General features: G+C 41.5%; 18 protein-coding genes. 9 read left to right on the plus strand and 9 right to left on the minus strand.

Annotated elements, in window-relative coordinates; translation table 11 throughout:
* Window positions 1-172: 172 nt before the first annotated feature.
* The 3 genes from PN447_RS08525 to grpE all read left to right on the plus strand — a co-directional run bounded on the left by PN447_RS08525 (window position 173) and on the right by grpE (window position 1,678).
* The gene (locus tag PN447_RS08525; RefSeq protein WP_271762337.1) at window positions 173-436 is read left to right on the plus strand and encodes a sulfiredoxin; all 264 of its coding nucleotides are present in this window, start codon (window positions 173-175) and stop codon (window positions 434-436) included.
* Between the two features lie 28 nt (window positions 437-464).
* A complete protein-coding gene (locus PN447_RS08530) occupies window positions 465-956 on the plus strand; it encodes a Dps family protein (RefSeq protein WP_271731062.1) in 492 nt (163 codons plus the stop codon).
* A gap of 86 nt (window positions 957-1,042) precedes the next feature.
* The gene (gene grpE, locus PN447_RS08535; protein ID WP_271762339.1) at window positions 1,043-1,678 is read left to right on the plus strand and encodes a nucleotide exchange factor GrpE; all 636 of its coding nucleotides are present in this window, start codon (window positions 1,043-1,045) and stop codon (window positions 1,676-1,678) included.
* A 3-nt stretch (window positions 1,679-1,681) separates the two neighbouring features.
* On the opposite strand, the gene PN447_RS08540 is transcribed toward grpE, so the two are convergent.
* The 3 genes from PN447_RS08540 to lepB form a co-directional block, all read right to left on the minus strand.
* Window positions 1,682-3,418, minus strand: coding sequence for a R3H domain-containing nucleic acid-binding protein (locus PN447_RS08540; protein WP_271762340.1), 1,737 nt, complete (start codon window positions 3,416-3,418; stop codon window positions 1,682-1,684).
* A gap of 76 nt (window positions 3,419-3,494) precedes the next feature.
* Window positions 3,495-4,580, minus strand: a complete 1,086-nt coding sequence (gene ldpA / locus PN447_RS08545; protein WP_271762341.1) for a circadian clock protein LdpA — start codon at window positions 4,578-4,580, stop codon at window positions 3,495-3,497.
* A gap of 279 nt (window positions 4,581-4,859) precedes the next feature.
* Entirely contained in the window at window positions 4,860-5,483 is a 624-nt protein-coding gene (lepB, locus tag PN447_RS08550; RefSeq protein WP_271762342.1) for a signal peptidase I, read from the minus strand.
* A gap of 265 nt (window positions 5,484-5,748) precedes the next feature.
* Between lepB and PN447_RS08555 the strand changes: the two genes are divergently transcribed.
* Together PN447_RS08555 and PN447_RS08560 are read left to right on the plus strand one after the other, a co-directional pair.
* Window positions 5,749-7,068 carry a dihydroorotase gene (locus PN447_RS08555; RefSeq protein ID WP_271762344.1) on the plus strand — a complete coding sequence of 440 codons (1,320 nt, stop codon included), beginning with the start codon at window positions 5,749-5,751 and terminating at the stop codon, window positions 7,066-7,068.
* Between the two features lie 992 nt (window positions 7,069-8,060).
* Window positions 8,061-8,216 (plus strand): hypothetical protein, encoded by a 156-nt coding sequence (locus PN447_RS08560; RefSeq protein WP_271762345.1) that lies wholly within the window; start codon window positions 8,061-8,063, stop codon window positions 8,214-8,216.
* Window positions 8,217-8,656: 440 nt separating this feature from the next.
* Here PN447_RS08560 and tsaE read toward each other — a convergent pair whose 3' ends face one another.
* Together tsaE and PN447_RS08570 are read right to left on the minus strand one after the other, a co-directional pair.
* On the minus strand, window positions 8,657-9,115 hold the full coding sequence (gene tsaE / locus PN447_RS08565) for a tRNA (adenosine(37)-N6)-threonylcarbamoyltransferase complex ATPase subunit type 1 TsaE (RefSeq protein WP_271762387.1): 459 nt from the start codon (window positions 9,113-9,115) through the stop codon (window positions 8,657-8,659).
* A gap of 7 nt (window positions 9,116-9,122) precedes the next feature.
* Window positions 9,123-10,493: a gluconeogenesis factor YvcK family protein gene (locus PN447_RS08570; protein ID WP_271762346.1), complete on the minus strand. Its 1,371-nt coding sequence runs from the start codon at window positions 10,491-10,493 to the stop codon at window positions 9,123-9,125.
* 151 nt (window positions 10,494-10,644) lie between these two features.
* Between PN447_RS08570 and ruvC the strand changes: the two genes are divergently transcribed.
* Entirely contained in the window at window positions 10,645-11,175 is a 531-nt protein-coding gene (ruvC, locus tag PN447_RS08575; RefSeq protein ID WP_271762348.1) for a crossover junction endodeoxyribonuclease RuvC, read from the plus strand.
* A gap of 176 nt (window positions 11,176-11,351) precedes the next feature.
* Window positions 11,352-11,864, plus strand: a complete 513-nt coding sequence (locus tag PN447_RS08580) for a hypothetical protein (protein WP_271762349.1) — start codon at window positions 11,352-11,354, stop codon at window positions 11,862-11,864.
* A gap of 58 nt (window positions 11,865-11,922) precedes the next feature.
* Here PN447_RS08580 and PN447_RS08585 read toward each other — a convergent pair whose 3' ends face one another.
* Both PN447_RS08585 and PN447_RS08590 read right to left on the minus strand, forming a co-directional pair.
* Window positions 11,923-12,504: a thioredoxin family protein gene (locus PN447_RS08585; protein WP_271762350.1), complete on the minus strand. Its 582-nt coding sequence runs from the start codon at window positions 12,502-12,504 to the stop codon at window positions 11,923-11,925.
* A 142-nt stretch (window positions 12,505-12,646) separates the two neighbouring features.
* The gene (locus tag PN447_RS08590; RefSeq protein WP_200987786.1) at window positions 12,647-12,862 is read right to left on the minus strand and encodes a chlorophyll a/b-binding protein; all 216 of its coding nucleotides are present in this window, start codon (window positions 12,860-12,862) and stop codon (window positions 12,647-12,649) included.
* A 164-nt stretch (window positions 12,863-13,026) separates the two neighbouring features.
* Here PN447_RS08590 and thyX point away from each other — a divergent pair, with 164 nt between their 5' ends.
* Complete coding sequence (gene thyX, locus PN447_RS08595) at window positions 13,027-13,749, plus strand: FAD-dependent thymidylate synthase (protein ID WP_271734348.1); 723 nt, start codon at window positions 13,027-13,029, stop codon at window positions 13,747-13,749.
* Window positions 13,750-13,777: 28 nt separating this feature from the next.
* Here the strand turns inward: thyX and treY are convergent, their stop codons facing one another.
* Together treY and treZ are read right to left on the minus strand one after the other, a co-directional pair.
* A complete protein-coding gene (gene treY / locus PN447_RS08600; protein ID WP_271762351.1) occupies window positions 13,778-16,609 on the minus strand; it encodes a malto-oligosyltrehalose synthase in 2,832 nt (943 codons plus the stop codon).
* Between the two features lie 42 nt (window positions 16,610-16,651).
* Window positions 16,652-18,487 (minus strand): malto-oligosyltrehalose trehalohydrolase, encoded by a 1,836-nt coding sequence (gene treZ / locus PN447_RS08605; RefSeq protein WP_271762352.1) that lies wholly within the window; start codon window positions 18,485-18,487, stop codon window positions 16,652-16,654.
* Window positions 18,488-18,898: 411 nt separating this feature from the next.
* Between treZ and PN447_RS08610 the strand changes: the two genes are divergently transcribed.
* The gene (locus PN447_RS08610; RefSeq protein ID WP_271762354.1) at window positions 18,899-19,867 is read left to right on the plus strand and encodes an SDR family oxidoreductase; all 969 of its coding nucleotides are present in this window, start codon (window positions 18,899-18,901) and stop codon (window positions 19,865-19,867) included.
* Window positions 19,868-19,873 lie beyond the last annotated feature (6 nt).

Raw genomic sequence — 19,873 nt, forward strand, 5'->3', positions numbered from 1 at the left:
ACTGCTATAACTAAATTCTCAGAAGCTCGAAAATTTAACGATATTGCTGGTGTCAAGGCGATCGCCTACTTTACGGTAAGTAGTTATTTAATATACATTCACAATTTTTTACTCAACTTAATTGTAAATCAAAGTCATAATGACTATGATTAAAGTGGGAGAGGAAAGAAGGATGATGAGAGTTGAAGAAATCCCCTTAAATCAAATCAAACGCCCTTTACCCCGTGTCAACGACCCTGATAAAGTCCAAGCCTTAATGGAGTCTATTGCAGCGATTGGACAACAGGAACCCATCGATGTCCTAGAAGTGGAGGGACAGTATTATGGGTTTTCCGGTTGTCACCGTTATGAAGCTTGTCAGCGTTTAGGTAAAGTAACAATCAAGGCGAGAGTCCGTAAAGCTACACCTAGGGTACTCAAGATGCACTTAGCATAATCGGATACAAGTAAACAGGAGAAAAAATATGTCATCTCAAGCAACAGCTAAAAATGTCAATATCGGTATTGACGACGCGAGTAGAGCGAAAATTGCCGAGGGGTTATCTCGTTTATTAGCTGACACTTATACACTGTATCTCAAAACCCATAACTTTCATTGGAACGTTACAGGTCCAATGTTCCAAACCTTACATTTAATGTTTGAGACACAGTATACAGAACTCGCTTTAGCGGTAGATTTAATTGCAGAAAGGATTAGAGCCTTGGGATACCCAGCACCGGGAACCTACAGCGAATATGCTAAACTCAGTTCAATTGCGGAAACTGCGGGAGTTCCTAAAGCTAAGGAAATGATTAGCTTGCTGGTGGAAGGACAAGAAGCGGTAGTCAGAACTGCACGCTCTATTTTTCCCGTACTGGAAGAGGTGAACGACGAACCCACCGCCGACTTATTAACTCAACGGATGCAAGTTCATGAGAAGACCGCTTGGATGTTGAGAAGTTTACTGGAAGAATAACCTAAAAAATATTTACATGAAACTTTTGTGGGGTGGGCATCCTGCCCGCCCATGGTATATAAGTTAAATATGTCACCGCTTAACCAATGAGTAATCACACCCAAAAGCTGCAAAATTTGATGCAGCGTGTAAATATCCCTAGTTTTAAAGCCTTAAGTCGTGATGCTGGGGTTTCAGAACGGCAAATTTTACGGCTGCGACAAGGGAAATTAACACAGATGCGGGTGGATGTGCTGCTGAAGTTATCCCAAGTGCTGAAGATTTCATTGGCTGAATTAATAGAGACTTTTTCACCGGTGACTACTCAGGATGACCTACCCGGTAGCCAAACGGAGATAGAAGCATTAAGAACAGAGTACCAGCGATCGCAACAGCAATTAGAACAACAGCGAGAAATGTTAATACAGGAGTTCCAGCAGTCGAGTTTACAACTGCTGGAATCTTTATTATTACAATGGCCGACAGCGGCGCAAAAAGCTGAGGAAAATCCCCAGCTAGCTGCAATTAAAATTGTGCCTTTGGTGCAGAAACCCTTAGAAAGACTGTTACAGCAGTGGGGAATAGAGGCGATCGCCCCTGTGGGAGCAGAGGTAGCATATAATCCCCAAATACACCAATTAATCGAAGGGACAGCAGAACCAGGCGCAACAGTGAAAGTACGTTACACGGGCTATCTCCAGGGACACAAGCTACTGTATCGAGCTAAAGTTAGCCCAGTGTAACCATTAAGCTGGATAAATCCGTAACCGCCGATTTGGTTCTTCCCCAAAACTATCAGACTTGAGCCGATAATGTTCTACCAGCTCATGCTGCATCTTCCGTACCTTAGAAGAACGGGGTAATAACTCTACAGGCTGTCCTTTAGGAATGACAATCTGCTCCACAGCCAGTCTAGCTTCTTCTAGGGCGTCCACCTCATCATCAGTGCCACTGTGTAAAAACAGTTGTAGTTCTAGCTCATCGGTCATTTCCGGATCTTCCATGTTCAGCAACCGCCGCAAACCACGGGTAATCTGGGGAATTGTACTAGCCTTAATCATGTGAATTGGCACATGGCGGGCTTTAGCCATTTGCCTGAGTTTGGCCTGGTTTTTCACGTGCGATCGCAGTGCTAAAACTGCATCAGATGTGTCAATGTCTTTAGTTAAAATCACTGGCAGATTTAATACAGCAATTACCTGTTCTAGTTGGTGACGACTGACACCATAGGGATAAATATGTAGTGGTAAATCTTCACCATTGGGTCCAGTGTATCTACTGGTCTTGACATCAAAACTCTCAGAATAGTTAAAAGACTCATCCAGCAAGCGGTCAAACTCAGTAGGTGCACTTACCCGCTCCCGTTCTAAAGACAGGGGAGGTAGTGCTACCATTTGTCCTGATGAACGCCAGCCATTAGTTGGTCGCACTGGTGGCAAAGATTCCTCTGTGCTGGGAAACTCCCCACCCAGACCTTTAACCAGGGATAACTGCCGCGTAATGGAAACCTTCCCCTGGTCATCTACGGTTCTAGTTTGTGGGCTAGGCTGACGACCTCTCAGGAGGGTATCTACAGTATCAGCTACACTTTCATGTATTACCCAGCGCTGCCGTTCTAACATTTCTACAGCAATTTCAAAAGTCGGTGGGGCTTTGCGCTCCAGAACAGTCTTTTGACTACCCCGCCTTCTAGCTTCGTCATCCCCTAAGGTCACAGCCTGAATACCGCCAACTAAATCAGAAAGGGTCGGGTTTTTAATCAGGTTGGCAATTTGATTACCGTGAGCAGTACCAACTAACTGTACACCCCGTTCCGCAATAGTCCGAGCCGCTAAAGCTTCTAATTCCGTACCAATTTCATCAATAACGATCACTTCTGGCATATGGTTTTCCACAGCCTCAATCATCACCTGATGCTGTAGTTCCGGTTGTGCGACCTGCATCCGTCTAGCCCTACCAATGGCCGGGTGCGGCACGTCACCATCCCCAGCGATTTCATTGGAGGTGTCAATAATTACTACTCGCTTACGTAAATCATCCGCCAAAACCCGGGCAATTTCTCTTAAAGCCGTGGTTTTACCCACACCTGGTCGCCCCAGCATCAGAATTGATTTACCAGTTTCCACTAAATCGCGGATCATGCCAATAGTGCCGAATATTGCCCGACCCACACGACAGGTCAAGCCAATAATTTTACCACTGCGGTTACGGATAGCACTGATACGGTGTAAAGTTAGCTCAATTCCGGCTCGGTTATCTCCGCTAAAAATTCCCACGCGCTGAATACAATCGTCGATTTGTGCTTGAGTCACCGGTGTTTCGCTCAGATACTCAGCTTGATGAGGAAAGCGAGCCTCTGGACAACGCCCAAGATCCAAGACCACTTCTACTAAATTATCTCGTTGGGGATGACTTTCTAGAACTTTCTGCAGGTCTTGGGGTAAAATGTCTAATAACTTTTGAAGGTCTTCTTTAATCGTCATGCTTTCTATGGTGACCTTTTGAGAGATAACGTTTACACTGAAGGCGGCCAAAGTGAAGGAGGAGTGATAGCTCCTGCTATGACTTGATCTGGGAAACTAGGGAATGGGCAAGCTTGACTGCTCGCCAGAGTAATTCGGGTTCTTCTTCCAGGCGCAGTTTGGCCTTAACACTGGTTTGACTCACCTCCTGATTCTCTAACTGTTCGAGAACTGGTGACAGCAGCACACGGGCGTAGCTACCGTAAGCGATGCCAGAAACATGAGCACTGTTGACAGATTTCAATAGCCCCATTGCTTTTAACTTAGCAACTGTGTAGCTATTAGTGCCACCTGCTAATTGGACATACCCCGGTAAGTTAGCTGTCAAAACTTTCTGCCCTAATTTCACCGTTGCTAAGGTGGTGCCATCCCCAATATCACCACTCATAGGGCGTCCGTCTGTCTGCCAAATTAAGGCACCAGAGAAGGAGGTAATTATATCAGTAATTTCTCGGAGGTAGTCAATTATTCCCTCCCCATCTGGGCAGCTAATGGCTACTAATTGGAGTTGGTCAGCCCATGGTGCAATTGTTTGCCATAGTTGCCTAAATTCTGCCAAATTTCCGACTTTTGTATGAATTTCTAAGGCATCTACTACCTGGGAAATCACTAATGGTGCGATCGCCGTCCCACTGGATATATATGATTTTGTATAAATTTTATCATATGGGCAAATGGGTAGGCAACGTCCACAGCCGTAACACTTTTGGGCTTCAATCCCCGAAAATTCACTTATACTCTTAAATATGATGGCTTGTGCCGGGCAAATAGTTTCACAGGGTCTAGGGCAATCTGGGGGACAGTCACTAGAGTTAAACTCGGCTTTACGAAAATGGGGATCTTCGCCATCGTTCAAGCTCACCATCAAAAAAGGTAAGTTACCTCTATAGCCATAACCCCTCTGTTTAGCATCCTTGACCAAACTCTTGGCTACTTGCAACCCTTCCTGGGCTGCTGCGATCACAGCAGGGTCAGCAGCCACATCTATACAGTCAGCACCCGCCAATGTATAGGCTAATGTTAAACTTCTGACGGCGGGCAGATGTTGGTAGCTGGCTCCGCAGATCAGTTTGAACCAGTTTCCTGCTTTCAAGGATTGTAAAGGGGCTAACAAATCAGTCACATTTCTATTATGCTGTTATGAAACTAAAAATAGTAGTCTCGAATATATAAAAAAGTCTTGATTTTCTGAGCTTGAGTTCTTAGTAGTTAGAGTCTCATTGTTGTCAATGGTCTGTCAAGCCTCTATGGTCAGATATTTGGCGGCGACTATTTGATTTTTCGTTATAAATTCATACTTCCTGGTATTCATTGCTGCTGAACAAGAATGAACGCCAGGAATTGAGCGCAATTCCCCATCCGGGGGGTTTGACTGTAATTGACTCTAGGCATACAATAGCGGCTAATTCAGTCCCCCAATATTATTTAGCGGCCAAAAACGGAGTACGGCACGACCGATAATATTCTCCCGGGGAACAACACCCCAGCAGCGGCTGTCATAGCTACTGTTGCGATTATCACCTAAAACTAGGTATGAGTCAGGGGGTATGGTTTGCGGTTGTGCTAAGTATGCTTGCTGGGTGGCTGATGTACAAACATCAATTTCTGTGCGCCGCTCGGAGGACAGGTAGCTAAGTTCCTTCAGGGGTTCATTATTAATGTACACTTGCCCATCCTTAAGTTGTACCTTTTCTCCTGGTAGGGCTACTATACGTTTAATAAAGGCGTCTTTGTATTGTTCGTTTTGTAGTGTTTGTGTGGGAGAAAAGACGACAATATCTCCGCGCAGTGGTCGAGAAAACCTATACTTCAATTTATCGACAATTATCTTGTCTGCCTTCCACTGGTCGGGAGTACCATTGAGTGTAGGCTCCATAGAGCCGGAAGGAATCCAGCGAGCTTCGGCTACAAAGGTACGAATGCCTAGAGCTAGCACAATGCTTAATACAACTGTTCTAGCTAGTTCGGCAAACCACGAATTATCAGATTGTTGAGCGGAGTTGTTATCAGACACTTGATTTTGCATGAAATTACTGAAAATTTGGCAGGAGGACAGTAATTAACTCGTTGGCGGAGAATATATTCTTTAATCTTAACGAGTAAATTCTGTTTTCTGACTTGAAGTGATCATTGATCATAGAAGGTTTAAGCAATTAAAAATTAACTTTTTGCGCTCTGGGATGCCAAAGGTAGTCAGGATATGTAAAAATACATCCCAATAATAAGGGAAATTAACTGGCAATCAAGTTTATCCTAAAAGCAGGAGTATCTGTTGAAATCCTATTAACCTCATGTCATCTCCATATAGTTTACTAATTCGCGGCGCTAATATTATTCTCCCCAATGGTGAGTTAATGGTGGGGGATGTGCTAACGCGCGATCGCCAAATAGTTGAAGTTGCGCCCCAGATTTCCACCGCTGCACCAACTACAGAAATTGACGCTCAAGGGTTAACTTTGTTGCCGGGAGTTATTGACCCCCAGGTGCATTTTCGTGAACCGGGTCTAGAATATAAGGAAGACTTGTTTACGGCCAGTTGTGCCTGTGCCAAAGGTGGTGTGACTTCCTTTTTGGAAATGCCTAACACCCGCCCGCTGACTACCACTCAGCAAGCTTTAGATGATAAGTTGCAACGTGCAGCCAGTAAGTGCGTGGTTAATTATGGCTTTTTTATTGGCGCTACCCCTGAGAATCTGCCAGATTTACTTTTGGCAACGCCGACACCAGGAATTAAAGTTTTTATGGGGTCGATGCATGGTCAGTTACTGATGGATCAAGAAGAGGCTTTAGATGCTATATTTGCTCGAGGCGATCGCTTAATTGCTGTTCATGCGGAAGACCAAGCGAGAATTAACCAACGTCGTCAGGAATTTGCCGGTATTCATGATCCAGCGGTTCACTCTCAGATTCAAGATAATCAAGCGGCACTTTTAGCCACTCAATTAGCATTAAAACTTTCTCGCAAATATCAACGCCGTCTGCATATCCTCCATATGTCCACGGCGGAGGAAGCTGAGTTACTACGTCAGGATAAACCTAGTTGGGTGACAGCAGAGGTAACACCACAGCATTTAGTATTGAATACTAGTGCTTATGCAACAATTGGCACTTTAGCCCAGATGAATCCACCCTTGCGATCGCCCCACGATAATGAGGTACTGTGGCAAGCTCTGCGCGACGGTGTGATTGATTTTATTGCTACAGACCACGCCCCCCACACCTTGGCAGAAAAGGCTCAAGAATACCCCAATACCCCCTCTGGAATGCCGGGGGTAGAAACTTCTCTACCAGTGATGTTAACTGCAGCTCAGGAAGGTCGCTGTACTGTGTCTCAAGTGGTTAATTGGATGTCTCACGCGGTGGCGGTGGCTTATGGTATCCCCAATAAGGGGGCGATCGCTCCTGGTTATGATGCGGATTTAGTTCTAGTAGATTTAAACACCTATCATCCCGTCCGCAGGGAGGAACTCTTAACTAAGTGTGGTTGGAGTCCCTTTGAGGGCTGGAACCTCACAGGATGGCCTGTAACCACTATCGTCGGCGGTGAAATTGTTTATGACCAAGGTAAGGTAAATACAGAGGTACGGGGACAGGCTTTAAGCTTTATTTGACACTCCCCACGGCTAGAAACCGGTGAAGTCGCTAGCGCACTACACCCCCCATAGTTAGAAACTAGGGGTACTGTGCGCGTTTTTTGGTAGGGGCTACTCACTTAAAAGTGGCTTTAAAGCCTTTTTCAGGCCAATTAAGTACACACCAGTTTGTTCCCCATTCCCCATTCCCCATTCCCCATTCCTCATTACCTATTCCCCATTCCCCATTCCCTAAAACTAAAAAACTTTATAACTCACGATCATGGGAAATGCTTTATGTCAATATATAATCTGATGTTTATATCTATTCTCACCTACATAAATTTATAAGTATAACTTCTAAGAAAAATCATTTAAATAAATTAATCTCATTCATCTACTATCAGTAACTGTTGCTCTGTAAATCCCGAATCCCACCGGGGAATACTACTGACAAGGATAAGTTCAGGATATATATTTTAAATATGAGTTTTTGTGTGGAAACTATCCGGATTTTGGATTTAAACAACGTATTCAATAACTAGAGTTAAGTAAACGGGCAATTTTTTTCAAAACTATGTTTGATACATATAAGAATTTCGTATTCATTTAACTGAACCGTCTGAAAACTTAATTCTGATATTTCTGATTATTTTTGATTTTCTTCTGTAACTTTGATCACCAGCTTTACAGCAGGCAGTCAGTCGAAACACAACCAGATAAATCAGCATCTGATCACACAAACTTAACCATTATTTACCGGGACATCAAAACAATGAAGCAATAGGAATAACAGTCGTGGCGGCAGATGAAAAAACAGGGTAAGTATTAAAAACTGCTGGTAAGTTCACAGATATTGCTAATCAAGGCAATCTCGTCGGATGGTTTGAGTTAGTTAACATTCATCTACTAGCTGTTCACATATTCAGGAATATTTAATTGATTTTGGAATCATGAAAACAACAATGATAACCGTAAGTTTTGCTGATGAGCGTGGTAGTGGTAGATAGCGGCATTTTCATGCATTTAGTATGAATATTCCACAAGCAAGGTTATTAGGAAAATTCCGCACCTTGACAACTGTCAGTGTTAATACTGTAACCTTTTCTCAAATTGATAACCTGATTTTCCCTACTCAGGCGATTTTTCGCTTGAGCTTTTGTGCTTTGATGCTTTTTTGGTTTTAGACAGAGGACGTTGAAATCTCTGGAGACACTTTTCGCTGTTTTTCCAGTGTCTAGGATTCTCAACCGTTGAGATAGGAATGATAATAATATACAGCACTTTTCAAATAAATAAAGTACACACCTTAATATCATAAATCTTGTGGGGTGGGCATCGGTGCCCGCCCTTGTACCTACTCAGATAAAATGCGCTGTAATTATTGCTGTTTAAGCCTTGTGAGGTACAAAATACATAATAGTCTCGGTCCATCCTTCTGTATAGTGCCGCAGATACAAGTCATAATCATCCCTGATAGTTAACACAAACTCAGGAATACGCCAAAAATCTGAGGGATGATGATAGACTGCGATCGCCAATTTTAGTGTGTTCCCTTTTGGGTGATCGCTTTTTGAGCTTGTGTAGCTTAAGGCGATCGCTCTTTTAGCCTACAGGTAAACCATACCTAGAGCCTAGTAATTTGGGCTTGACGAGTCCCGTCTTCCCCATAGGTCAATAACACCCTCAGATAACTATCCGGCTTGTAGCACATTCGTTGTGGCCATTCAATGGCCACGATTCCCGGTATCACCTCCACACCTTCCCAATAAGTTTCTAGGTTCAAAGCCACAACCTCAGAGGGTTCTAGGCGATATAAATCTAAATGGTATAGAGGGATACGCCCTTGGGTATACTCATTAATCAGGGTAAAAGTAGGACTAACAATTGATTCAGTGATGCCTAAACCTTGACCAATTCCCTGCACTAGGGTAGTTTTACCACTGCCTAAATCACCTTCTAATAAAATTACAGTCCCAGGAGTGAGGTTTTGACCAAGTGTGATGCCTAAGCTGAGAGTTGCCTGTGCATCTGTAAGTACAATATTCCCATACGGGTCAAAATGGGATATTTTTTCTGGTTCCATTTTGAATTCACTTGCCATGATGATTTCCACTGTACCACCGTAATAACACTCGTGCTAGTTTCTGGGGATTGTGACGCACATAACCTGTTTCATCTTCATATAAGACATTAGCTAGAACAATTCGCCGCCCTAATAGGGTGACATTTTCTCTATCCAAGAATACTGGATGGGAATTTTGTTGAGCATAACGGATGAGTGATGTCGCAGAGGGAGATTTTTTGTGTACTAAAACCGCATCAAACAGTTGTCTGTTTCCGCATACTGCATCAATAGCTTGAATATGGTCACCAACAGTATATCCCTGGGTTTCTCCCGGTTGAGTCATGATATTGCAAATGTAGATGCGAGGGGCTGTAGATTTGGCGATCGCATCGGCGATTTCTGGTATAAGTAAATTCGGAATGATACTAGTATACAAACTACCAGGGCCAATAATAATATAGTCAGCCTCCTTAATGGACTTAATCGCTGCGGGCAAAGCCGGGGGATTTGGGGGAATACAGCCAATTTTGACAATTTTACCCCCGGCTTCAGGAATACTAGATTCTCCCTCAATGCGACGACCATCCTCTAATTCTGCCCAGAGACTCACATCACTTAGAGTAGCCGGTAACACTTGTCCTTGTACGGCTAGCACCTTAGAACTGGCTGCTACCGCCTGTTCTAAATCCCCAGTAATATCACTCATAGCAGTTAAAAACAAATTGCCAAAACTATGGCCTATCAACCCATCCCCAGCCTTAAAACGATATTGAAATAATTCTGTTAATAACTTTTCTTCATTTGCCAGTGCGGCCACACAATTACGAATATCCCCCGGTGGTAAAACACCAAATTCCTGACGTAACCGCCCCGAAGACCCACCATCATCAGCTACAGTTACAATGGCGGTAATATTGGCGCTATAGGTTTTCAATCCCCGTAATAAAGTAGAAAGTCCTGTACCACCACCAATCACGACAATTTTTGGACCGCGGTATAATCGGCGATGTGCCATCAGGACGTCAATTAATTCTTCTTCACTATCTGGTCGTAGCACCTGAGTAATTGAGCCTACAGTCCGAGTTTGACCCCAAAGCAGCAACAGTAAACCAGCCAGTAACACCAACGGTCCACTAATATAGTGGGGTAAAACCTCAGCAATTACTGCCAAAAAACTCCTAAGCAACTCTATAGCCCAAAAAATTGGGGTTAGCTTCACCGATATTGCTAACCCCAAAATTGCCAACAGTACACCCCCCAGACTGATAAGTAACCAACGTTTTATAGCTAGTCCTGGGGATAACCACTTGAACCACTGGTTGAGACGGTGAGAGGTGAAGCAGGTAGACTGCTTTTGCAGGGCTTTAAGAAGCCGATTGAGAAAACCAATTGACATACCTGATTCAGACCAGTGCTACAAAATAAATGATTAACAGGAAATTTACCCTACTTGGCTTAACATCAAATGTGAAATTTAAACTTGATTCAGGATTTTAGATTAGCAGCAAGTGGTCAAACTTGCCAGTGTGACTTTCAACTTGAATTTAATGGAAAAACGTATTTTAGGATTAGATCCGGGATTAGCAATTTTGGGCTTCGGGCTAATTAGTTGCACCCAGAATCCGGATCAAATCACCGATAAATCGGTGAAAATGGTAGATTTCGGGGTCATCCAGACCTCTGCTAAAATGGATATGGGACAGCGCCTGTGTACGTTATTTGACGATTTACACACTGTGATTCAGGAATTACAGCCAGATTTGGTGGCGGTAGAAAAATTATTTTTCTATCGGATGTCGAGTACAATTCTTGTGGCACAGGCTAGAGGTGTGCTTTTGTTAGCTTTAGCACAGCATCAGCTGACCTATGTGGAATTTACTCCCGCCCAAATTAAACAAGCCCTAACGGGTTATGGTAATGCCGATAAGTCTGAAGTGCAAGATGCTGTGGCGCAGGAATTGGACTTAGATGAGATCCCCCGACCAGATGATGCTGCTGATGCTTTGGCGGTGGCTTTGACGGCTTGGTATCAACTACCTCCAGTTCAGGGGAAGCCAACTAGAGGTAGTTCCTTCTAAAATATTTGAGATTTTTTGATTTTTCTATGGATTTTTGTGTTAACTTATTTCACTTACCCAATCAGCAAATTCAGTTAGTATTAAGGATGTTTGACCATTTACTCGCTGATTGTCACAGCTAAAAGTATTAGTGTTATTTTTATCTCATTCAATAGCGTTTAGCTCCCATCGCTCCCATGCTGACCCATCACCGCAAACCTGTATGTTTATCACTTATTTCCACTGATCTGCCCCTCCGGTCTGTGGTTGAGACTGCGTGTACACTGTATCAAAAAGATACTGATAAATTCCATTTACTGTTGACAGTACCGCCCCTAATTACCTGTGAAGTGGCCAGTTCTTTAGGTTCACAAGACATCTATCACGGAAATCACAAGCAAGCTCAAACCCCCAGAAGTCCGCGAATTTTGTGGTTGGAGATTTCGCCCTACCGCGTAATTATGACTATGCAAGGTAATGATCAAGTTAGTTATCGTCATTTCTGGGAACAAGGCGTTTATGGAGTGAGCCGTTATTGGTTACCTACAGAGTCTTTGCAACCTCATACTCCCATGCGGTTACGAAATTTTACGAAAATCCTCTCACTCAAGGGAAATTATTTACCAGAGTATTTGCATCTGGAATATGAATTATGGGCTGAAAAAGTCCAATTGGGAAGTTACATCTTGAATCTAGAAATTCACCACTAAGCAAGGTTTTTTTTGGGAATGGGAACTGGGGAAGAATTGCTTTCATCTCCGACCCCAATTACCCGAAATAACTGGGTTCATTTCCAGGTTTCCATTTAATATTGCAGCCAATACTGGGCTTTTGTTCTATCTTAATGGGTTGACCGGCCAACACTGCGGCGATCGCACTGCGTAAATCTGCACCTGTCACCGGTTGATTATTACTGGGACGGCTATCATCTAGTTGTCCCCGATAAGCGAGTTGACGTTGGGCGTTAAATAGGAAGAAATCTGGTGTACAAGCGGCTGTATAAGCTTTTGCAGTCTCCTGGATCTGGTCGTAACACAAAGGAAACTTAAAATCAAGTTCTATAGCCATTGCTTTCAAAGACTCTGGCCCATCATCCGGGTATTTTTCCGCATCATTAGCACTGATGGCAAGGATACCTAAATCACTGTTGAAATAGTCTTTTCCTAGCTGGGCTAATTCGGTTTTAATATGTTTGACAAATGGGCAATGCTGACAAATAAACATGATTAATAATGCTTTTTTATCAGCAAATGTGTCTAGGGAAATTGTTTTTCCAGATACCACTTCTGGTAGATGAAAACCTGGTGCTTGTGTGCCTAATGGCAACATTGTGGAAGCAGTTAAAACCATAGTTCACCCTGATAATGTCATTTGACAACGGATCTTGCTGGTGCGTTACTGTCAAAATACCATGGAACTCTCCATAAAATTAAAGACGTTCACTATAAACGTCTTAATCATATTTTAAATATTAAATTGTCAAGATTAGTTTTTACAGGCTCGCCAATAGGCCGAAGATACCATGTCCTGTGAATACTTCTAATGCTATGAGGGAGACAAAACCAATCATTGCTAAACGACCGTTGAGTAATTCGGCGTAGGGAGTAAACCCGGTGCGATCGCCTTGCTCATCTACATAAACCTTTGGCTCAATGGCAAAGTTGTTCATCAGACCTTGTTCGTCAACAATGCTTGTGTTGCTACGCATGTGGTTTTTCCTGTCTTTTATATCTTATGTGAATAATTGTAACAGGTAAATTAATTTTTGTAAAGTATCTAGATCAAGTTTTAGTTGGCTTCCCTAGTGGATGAAAGAGCTATGATAATGAATCGGGTTGACAAGACATTTCACGAACAGGCTACAATTTATCAATGGATCGATTTCGAGTAGAGGTTATTGCCAAAACACCAAATCCTCAGCAGGTGATTTACGCCGCGATGCACCAAGATTATAGTGATGGCTTAGTGTATGATCAGCGTGACTCCTGGCCTACAGAGTCAAAATGTGGCGAAATTATTCTCAAGCGACTATTAGCGGGGGAAAGGGGACATTATGGACCACTGGAGCATCCCCAAATTGTTTTCAACTGTGGTTATTTTCCCCATAGTGTGATGCAGCAGGCTCGTACTCATAGAATTTCTGTATCCTTTGATGTCCAGTCTTTTAGGTATACGGGTAACCAATTTATTGATGTAGTGGAAGGCAAAAAAGACATTGAAGAGGTTTTTTACCTGCGTCCAGTTGGTTATTACTCCGATAGAAATGGTAAAAAATATTACTATTCTCCCGAACAACGCACAGCGGATTTAGCATGGTGTCTGGAAGCTGCGAAGCGTTATAAAGCTGATTTTGAAGGGGGAATGTCTGAGGAACACGCTAGAGGTAAGGTACCTTTTGATTATCGCCAGCATTTTGTGGTCAGTTTCAATTTACGCTCCTTCATGCACTTTTGTGATATGAGATATAAAAAGGATGCTCAATTGGAAATTCAAAAGTTGTGTGAACTGATGTGGCCTCATTTTGTAGAATGGACACCGGCGATCGCACAATGGTATGAAAAGCAGCGTCAAGGTAAGGCTCGATTAGCACCTTGAATTTTGTCAAGGTATAGTTTAATCCACGCTATCGCCAAGTTTTTTGATCTGAGTTACACTTTTTTAAAAGTGCTACGGGGAAGTTTTGTAGTGCTTCCCCAACCATGATATTTTTATCAGCTTTGAGCTTTTCCCCGGTAATGCTATCTTGCCACATCAAGGACGCAACTGGTGGTAATTGAATATAGGTATTATCCCAGACTGATAAACCAAGGGGATATTCACCTGGTTGAATTACACTGGTAAGAAAGCGGGGTGCAATGGTAATGATTTGATCATCACCATGTATTCTCGCAAAAGCAATGATATGGTCTGAAAATTTTCCCCCAGTTTCTAAGGGAATATAACTACCCTCTTGAAAAACCCTGATGTTTTCTCTTCTTGCTTTTAAGGCTTGGGTAGTGAGAAATAATTTTATCCTACCATCTTCTTTACTTGCTAACAATTTATCTATCAAGTTTAAAATATCCGTCTGGATTTCTTGTTTAATGAATTTGAGATGATCCTGGCGAATCGCAAAATCAACTTGACGACGATTATCCGGGTCTACCATACTCAAATCCCAAAGTTCAGTTCCTTGATAAAAGTCTGGAACTCCCGGGGAGGTGATTTTTATTAATGTCTGGGATAAAGAGTTAAAAATACCATAGTAGGCGACCTTTTGCTGAAAGGGTAAAAATTTCTGCCAAAATTTATTTTCTGGCGACAATTTTAACACTTCTGCCACAAATTTAGTTAAAGCGTTTTCATAGGTTTGATTTGGTCGCAGCCATGCTGTGTAAAGTTTAGCTTCTCTAGCAGCTTTGAGTACATAGTCTTGAATACGTTGATTAAAGTTGCTATACTCACGTTCAAAAAATGGCAATGCCCCTATGAGCATCTGATATAATTGATATTCGTCATTAGTATCTGGTATGGATAAAGTTTTATTTATAGTGGTTTTGTGAACACGGCTGATTTCACAAAATCCATAAACTTGTTTTTGCCATTCTTCGGGAATTTCTGATAAAACATTTAATCTGGCGCGAACATCTTCACCTCTTTTAGTATCATGGGTAGAGGTAGTATTCACCGAGTGTAGCCAACGAGTTTGGCGCTGTTGGTTAAAGTCATGGAAATCGGTAATAGTGAAACCAAATTTAGCAGGGTTTCCACCAACTTCATTTAAGGAAATAAACCGGTTATAAACATATAATGCAGTGTCTTCAACGCCTTTAGCCATTAAGGGACCGGTATACTGTTGTAGTCGCATGACGAAATACAGCCATTGCTCTTGGTCTTCTGGTGTGAGAGAATTTTCATATTCCAGTAACAGGACTTTTTCAATGAAAGTTAATTCATGGTGTAATAGAGGTAGATTTGATTTAGCTTGTTGAATTACTGCTGTGATATATTGGCGGTCTGCAGCTAAAATATGACTTTGATGGGTATAAGTTCGATAAATGGGAAATAAAGTGAGGATTTGGGCGATCGCTCGTTTTAAACCATTAATGGTAAAATCATTACCATAACGATATTTACTCGCTATTTTCTTAAAAATATAAGTTAAATTATCAACATCTCCAGCTAAATTTGTTTCTAAAATTAAGTGTTTTTTATCAACAGTCAATTGATCATAGGGGGTTCTAAAACCTGTCACATTGCAATAAGTTTTGGTCAAAGCTTGTGCGCTTACAGGTTGACAAAAAATACCATTCAGATAATTTAAGAAATCATAACCCGTAGTCCCCTGAATTGACCAGTTGTGAGGTAAATCTTCTCCTGCTTGCAAAATCTTTTCGACGATGATGTATGTATCCCCTACTTTTGATTGTAATCTCTGCAAATACTCAGTTGGGTTATAAAGACCATCAATATGGTCAACTCGTAAACCGGTAATTTGATTTTCCTTCACCAAGTTAGTAATTAAAGTGTGGGTGTGTTCAAATACCTGAAAATCTTCACTTTTAACAGAAATTAACTCGTTAATAGTGAAAAACCTCCTGTAATTAATCTCTTCTGCGCCCACCTTCCAAAAAGCGAGGCGGAAAAATTGTTCAGAGAGTAAACTATCTAAAAGATTAAAGCTTTCTGGGTTACCGGGTTGACCATTAAAAAAATTGAGATTTTTATCAATAAATCCTTGAAATTCTTTATGTTCCGTATAAAGTTCCCATAATAATCCTTTGACAAAATCAATTTGGTCTTGTCTTTCCTTTGGTGTGACATCAGCAGGTATATGTTTGACTATATAAAGAATGCCTAATAGTCTGACAAATATGGGATTATTTCTCCCTAAAACTTGAGATAATTTAGCTATATTTTGATCAAAAAATGTAGCGTAAGATTCCAGTTTCAGCGGGAAGCTTAAATCATAATAATTCACACTCAAGCCATTTTGACCATATTTAAGTTTAATTTCCCCGTTTTCCAAAGAATCACCATAAAAGTTACCAAGTAAAGGTGCTAAAAGTTGTTCTTGACTCTCACTAAATCCATTAATTATGGGAGAATTCCAGGAAATATCAAAATAGTTTGCATAAACAGAATTACTACCATTTTCTAGAACATTCATCAGATATTGATTTTGGGTATCATAAGCCATATGGTTAGGAACAATATCTTGTAACCATCCCATATTATGCTGTTTTAGTTCTGCAACTAAAGCCGTAAAATCTGCCGGTGTTCCTAACTCTGGGTTTAATTGATTAGGGTCAACTATATCATAGCCGTGATTACTACCCCTTCTGGCTTTAAATATTGGTGATGCGTATAGGTCAGAAATACCTAAATCATCCAGATACTTGATAATTTTTTGAGCGGAATTAAAATTAAATGCAGAATTGAATTGAATGCGATAAGTTGCTGTAGGTATGCGCATAGGAAAGCTAACTCCTTTTGAGGTTACCCAAGAATTAACTCTTTACTGTTTGTGTCTGGGTGTTGATTTTTGATACACTACAAAACTTTGCTGAGGTAGGGTTAATTCCTGCTGTAATTTAACTTGAACCGGTAACTGTGAACCCCTACCTAACCACTTGGTTGCAGCAGAGTCTAAAACTTTAACCCAATTATTACTTGCAAAGTTTTGGGTAAAACTAACTTGATAATTATCAAAATTCATTGCGCAAAATATCTGGTTATTTTCCCTATATTTAGACCATGAAATTAGCTTTTTCTCTTCATGAAATCCTATTTCTAAATTTTCTCTGGCGCTTTGTAATAAAGAGAGATTTTCGCGGCGTATCTCAATCAGCTTTTGGTAAAATGATAATAAAACTTGATGCTGGCCTGCTTGGCGTTTTTCCCAATTCAGCTTACAGAGGTTAAAGGTGTTAGTTGACTCTGGGGGTGGAGGTTCTCCTTGAGCATAAAAAACCGAAAATTCCTGTTTACGTCCTTGTTTAACTGCTTGAATTAAATGGGGGTCTGAATGACTAATAAAGTATATAAATGGTGATTGTTCGCCATATTCTTCCCCCATAAATAACAGAGGAATATAGGGAGAAAGTAAAACTACACCAGCAGCTAATTTTAAGGAGTCAAAATTTACCAGTTGCGATAATCTTTCACCTAAAACTCTGTTACCTATCTGGTCATGATTTTGGCTATAAACTATAAATTGAGATGGAGGGCGATCGCTGGGGTTATTTCCGTGATAACGTTGGCGATAATGGGAATATTGCCAGTCATAAACAAAACTATCTTGGTAGGCTTTTACTAGATGTTCACACAGACCAAAATCCTCATAGTATCCTGTGCGATCGCCTGTCAACAAACTATATAATGAATGATGAAAGTCGTCACTCCATTGAGCATCAATACCATAACCACCCAACTCAGGTGGGCGAATAATACGCGGGTCATTTAAATCACTTTCAGCAATTAAATACAGTTTCCGTCCCTGTTGCTGAGAAAGCACAGCTACATTTTCAGACAGTTCAGCTAAAAAGTGTTTTGCACCCAAATCATAAATAGCGTGAATAGCATCTAAGCGTAAAGCGTCAATATGAAATTCAGTTAACCAATATATGGCATTTTGAAGAAAAAATTGCCGCACATTATAGCTATGTGCATGATCAAAATTAATCGCACTACCCCAAGGAGTGCGATAAGTTTCTGTGAGATAAGGTGCGAACCGACTTGTATAATTACCCTCTGGGCCAAAGTGGTTATAAACCACATCTAAAATTACAGCTATTCCCTCTTGATGACAAGCATCAACTAATTGTTTTAACTGATCAGGGGAACCATAGGAATTATGTACCGCAAAGGGATAAACACCATCATAACCCCAATTGCGTTCTCCGGGAAATTGGGCTACAGGCATAAGTTCAATAGCATTTATTCCCAACTCTCGTAAATCTGGGAGTCGGGTAATAATCGCGGTAAAGGTTCCCTCCGGGGTGAAAGTACCAACATGCAACTCATAGATAATCATGGTTTCCAATGGAACACCAGACCAACTGTGATCACTCCAACCAAAACTATGATTTATAACTTGGGAAGGTCCATGTACATCTAAAGGCTGAAAATGTGATGCTGGGTCAGGTCGAGACTCACTATTATTTAATAGATATAAATATTGTGTTCCTGGATCAATATCTCTCCCGGTAAATTGCCAATATTCCCCTAACTGCTGCATCGGAAGTAAGCGCCGCTGGGGGGAGATAATTTCCAGTGAGACTGTTGCTAAATTTGGACCCCAAACGGTAAATGTACAAACACCATCACCTAAATAATCAGTGCCAATTTTCATAACACCGCCAGAGAATAATTGTGATTTTACTTTACCTCAGCAATGATGCTTTTTATTCCATCACTGGGGGTAAGCATGATGTAATCAGGGAGATATTAAGAGGTAGATTTTAGTAAATTGTTTAAGTATGGTAGATGACAAAGCAATCTTAAATTAATCATGTTTGGATCTCATCTTGTGATTTAAATTCATACTTGTGAGAGTCAATATTGGTGAAAAATGTCATTCTCCTGGACTGAGGATAATCATAATTAGAAATATCTATCTTAAGGTTGTGATAAAAATGTCAATATTTTCTATAGGATTGGTACGAGTATTTTTAAAATCAAGCTATGTAGTAGCTATAAAGACGAAATGAAGTAATTAAAGGCAATAACGCTAAATCATACATCCTCTGGTGGAGAAAGGAATATGACACGACCGATTAGAAATTCAGTCATCGTAATTACAGGTGCATCAACCGGTATTGGACGGGCGACAGCTCTAGAATTTGCCAAAAAACGGGGAACATTACTGTTAGCAGCACGGAATCAAACAGCACTCGAAGAAGTAGCCCAAGAATGTCAACACTTGGGTGGAACGGCTCTAGCCATACCAACCGATGTTAGTAATGAGTCGGAAGTTCAAGAATTAACCCAGCGGGCGATCGCATCTTTTGGCAGAATTGATGTATGGGTAAATAATGCCGCTGTTAGTTTATTTGCCAGATTTGAAGAAGCACCCCCGGAAGTATTTCGCCAGGTAATTGAAACCAATCTATTTGGTTATATTTACGGTGCGCGGGCTGTGTTACCGCACTTCCGAGAACAGGGTAGCGGTAACCTGATCAATGTTTCCTCAGTAGTGGGGGTAACGGGTCAGCCATACACCAGCCCTTACACCATCAGTAAATATGCGATTCGTGGTCTTTCCGACTCTCTGCGCATGGAATTATATTTAGATAATGCCAAAGACATTCATGTTTGTACAGTACTACCAGGTTCTATAGATACACCAATTTTTCAACACGCAGCCAATTACACCGGTCGCCAAACTAAAGCCATGAACCCGGTATACCCTGCTAAACAGGTAGCTGATGCCATTGTCGAGTTAGTGAATAAACCACAGCGAGAAATTGTCGTTGGTCAAGCTGTATACTTGCAGATTTTACAAAAAACCTTAGCCCCAGACCTATATGAACCGATGATGGCAAAGCTTGTTGATCAGGATCACTTTCAGGATCACAAACCAGCCCATATTACTGATGGTAACGTATTTCAGCCCATGGGAGATTATACAGGTATCAGTGGCAATTGGCGAGGTACGGGCGGCATCACATCCCAAGATGTCTGGGATATGGCCAGGGAGACAGCACAGAAAATTGGTTTACCGCTGTCATAGTTTCTG

Origin of the sequence: Anabaena sp. CS-542/02 (assembly GCF_028331085.1) — a bacterium.
GTDB lineage: Bacteria > Cyanobacteriota > Cyanobacteriia > Cyanobacteriales > Nostocaceae > Anabaenopsis > Anabaenopsis arnoldii.

Coding starts and splice junctions, on each gene's coding strand:
- PN447_RS08525 (WP_271762337.1), top strand. CDS start 173: ATGATGAGAGTTGAAGAAATCCCCTTAAATCAAATCAAACGCCCTTTA.
- PN447_RS08530 (WP_271731062.1), top strand. CDS start 465: ATGTCATCTCAAGCAACAGCTAAAAATGTCAATATCGGTATTGACGAC.
- grpE (WP_271762339.1), top strand. CDS start 1,043: ATGAGTAATCACACCCAAAAGCTGCAAAATTTGATGCAGCGTGTAAAT.
- PN447_RS08540 (WP_271762340.1), bottom strand. CDS start 3,418: ATGACGATTAAAGAAGACCTTCAAAAGTTATTAGACATTTTACCCCAA.
- lepB (WP_271762342.1), bottom strand. CDS start 5,483: ATGCAAAATCAAGTGTCTGATAACAACTCCGCTCAACAATCTGATAAT.
- PN447_RS08555 (WP_271762344.1), top strand. CDS start 5,749: ATGTCATCTCCATATAGTTTACTAATTCGCGGCGCTAATATTATTCTC.
- PN447_RS08560 (WP_271762345.1), top strand. CDS start 8,061: ATGAATATTCCACAAGCAAGGTTATTAGGAAAATTCCGCACCTTGACA.
- tsaE (WP_271762387.1), bottom strand. CDS start 9,115: ATGGAACCAGAAAAAATATCCCATTTTGACCCGTATGGGAATATTGTA.
- PN447_RS08570 (WP_271762346.1), bottom strand. CDS start 10,493: ATGTCAATTGGTTTTCTCAATCGGCTTCTTAAAGCCCTGCAAAAGCAG.
- ruvC (WP_271762348.1), top strand. CDS start 10,645: ATGGAAAAACGTATTTTAGGATTAGATCCGGGATTAGCAATTTTGGGC.
- PN447_RS08580 (WP_271762349.1), top strand. CDS start 11,352: ATGCTGACCCATCACCGCAAACCTGTATGTTTATCACTTATTTCCACT.
- PN447_RS08585 (WP_271762350.1), bottom strand. CDS start 12,504: ATGGTTTTAACTGCTTCCACAATGTTGCCATTAGGCACACAAGCACCA.
- PN447_RS08590 (WP_200987786.1), bottom strand. CDS start 12,862: ATGCGTAGCAACACAAGCATTGTTGACGAACAAGGTCTGATGAACAAC.
- thyX (WP_271734348.1), top strand. CDS start 13,027: ATGGATCGATTTCGAGTAGAGGTTATTGCCAAAACACCAAATCCTCAG.
- treY (WP_271762351.1), bottom strand. CDS start 16,609: ATGCGCATACCTACAGCAACTTATCGCATTCAATTCAATTCTGCATTT.
- treZ (WP_271762352.1), bottom strand. CDS start 18,487: ATGAAAATTGGCACTGATTATTTAGGTGATGGTGTTTGTACATTTACC.
- PN447_RS08610 (WP_271762354.1), top strand. CDS start 18,899: ATGACACGACCGATTAGAAATTCAGTCATCGTAATTACAGGTGCATCA.